A 1,855-nucleotide genomic window follows, 5' to 3' on the forward strand; every position below is an offset into this window, starting at 1 on the left:
GGCATATGATAAGCATTACTACCTTTCTCATACTGCTCTATAAACCATAAGCGCTCTTGAGCATATGATAGGGAATATCTATTTAAAGAATACTTAAATATAGTCCGAGAAATAAACTCTTGCTTTGTATAAATTTTATTATATTCTAAAAATTGAACTAGTTGCGCTTTACTATTAGACAACTCATCTTTAAAATCATCAGTTAAAATACTTTTATCAAGAGCAAACTTTAACTTATCACTTTCCAACCAAACAGCAGAGTGATGTTCTTTTATTTTTTTAATTATCTTAACTATCATAATTCAAACTCTACTAAATCATTTATTTGATTAAAGTCAAAAATATTGACTAAGCTTTTAATATTCTTATGCGTAAATATATCAACCACACCTACATTTATATCTAATACTTTAGATATCCTACTAGCTAACTTAATAGCTAAAATACTATTACCACCAACCCTAAAGAAATCATCTGTTATTCCTACCTTCTCTAAACCAAGCACCTCTGCAAATATATTACACAATGTGACTTCTAATTCTGTCGTCGGCGCTACATAACTAGCTTCATTTACAAAATCAGGTTCTGGCAATCCTCTTCTATCTAGCTTACCATTAACAGTCAATGGCATACCTTCAAGCTCAACCAATATACTCGGCATCATATACTCAGGTAATACCTTAGCTAATCGATTAAGGATCTCTTCTTGTATTAATGTAGTTTCTTTATCTAATACATAATATCCTACTAAGTATTTAGAATCATTCTTGTCTTTAGCTAGTACACAAGACTGCCTAACTCCCTCTATTAAACCTAGTTGATTCTCAATCTCTCCTAACTCTATTCGATAACCTCTAATCTTAACTTGATCATCATTTCGTCCTATATATTCAATATTACCATCAGACAACCATCTTACTAAATCTCCCGTCTTATACAATCTTGTATAACCCTTAGCTATATCTCTCTCTGTAGCAAATGGATTAGATACAAATCTCTCCTCTGCTAGTTCGGGTCTATTAAGATAACCACGAGCAAGGCCAGCTCCTCCTATATATAACTCACCTATAACCCCAATTGGTACTGGAGTCATGTGTTGATCAAGGATATATGTTTGAACATTCCCCATAGGTTTACCAATTTGAGAAACTTCAGAATTGATTATTTGTTTTTCTATACAATAAATAGTTGCCTCAGTTGGTCCATATATATTGTGTAGCTTTATCTTATTAGACCAATACTCTGCTATACCTTTTGAACAAGGCTCACCTGCATAGATTATCTTTTTTAAAGAAGGATATTTGATTTGTGGTAATTGACCTAATAATACTGGAGGAATATATAAGTAACTTATTTGTTTGTCTAAAATATATTGAGATAATTTATTACTATCACTTTTAACTTCATCATAAAGTATATGTAACTGTGAACCTTGTATTAGGCTGATGAATATCTCTGATATTGATACATCAAATACATATGATGTAAATGCAGATACATTATCATCACTACGAACATCATAAATCTCCTTCAAATTATTAAGAGTATTAATAGCAGACTTATACTCAACAGATACCCCCTTAGGCAACCCAGTAGTACCCGATGTATAAATCACATATGCAAGATCTGTAGATTGACTATATCGTGGAAGATTAACTTTCTCTTCTAATAAATACTCTTCGGTGTCTATTGTTATTAAACCAACCATTTTACTTTGTGTGGATTCTATGGTCGAGCCATAGAATGACAGTTTATTCTTTAGATGCGATTGTGTGATTATCAACTTAGCTTCTGTATCTGCAAGTATATGTCTAAATCTCTCTACAGGATATTCAGGATCCATCGGTACATATGC

General features: G+C 32.0%; 2 protein-coding genes. Both read right to left on the bottom strand.

Translation table 11 applies throughout. The features are described from left to right. Positions 1-299 (bottom strand): TubC N-terminal docking domain-related protein (locus ACKTR7_RS09875; protein WP_407878138.1); only part of this gene is annotated, 299 nt, incomplete at its 3' end. After that, positions 296-1,855, bottom strand: a 1,560-nt coding sequence (locus ACKTR7_RS09880; protein WP_407878139.1) for a non-ribosomal peptide synthetase, incomplete at its 5' end; no start/stop codon positions are given. The genes ACKTR7_RS09875 and ACKTR7_RS09880, both read right to left, overlap by 4 nt.

This window comes from Francisella sciaenopsi (genome assembly GCF_045862875.1).
In the GTDB taxonomy this organism is placed as follows: domain Bacteria; phylum Pseudomonadota; class Gammaproteobacteria; order Francisellales; family Francisellaceae; genus Francisella; species Francisella sciaenopsi.